The organism is Staphylococcus sp. HMSC36A10 (assembly GCF_001838845.1).
Taxonomy (GTDB): domain Bacteria; phylum Bacillota; class Bacilli; order Staphylococcales; family Staphylococcaceae; genus Staphylococcus; species Staphylococcus aureus.
Map to the genome: position 1 here is coordinate 1 of NZ_KV839119.1, position 210 is coordinate 210.

At 31.0% G+C, this 210-nt stretch carries 1 protein-coding gene; it reads left to right on the plus strand.

Going from position 1 to position 210, the window contains the following annotated elements; translation table 11 throughout:
• Positions 1 to 210: DUF1672 family protein (locus HMPREF3247_RS08740; protein WP_142349153.1), on the plus strand; the 210-nt coding region annotated here is incomplete at both ends.

Here is a 210-nt window from a genome sequence, read left to right on the forward strand (position 1 = left end):
CGTGCATTGTGATGACCACGATATCGTATTTAATGCGAGTATTCCATTTGATAAATCAATTATTGACAGTGATAGCTCATTAAGAAGTGAGGATAAAGGCGATGATATGAGTACTTTAGTTGGTACAGTGTTGAGTGGCTTTGAATATCGAGCGCAAAAAGAAAAGTATGATAATTTATATAAATTTTTAAAAGAAAATGAAAAGAAATA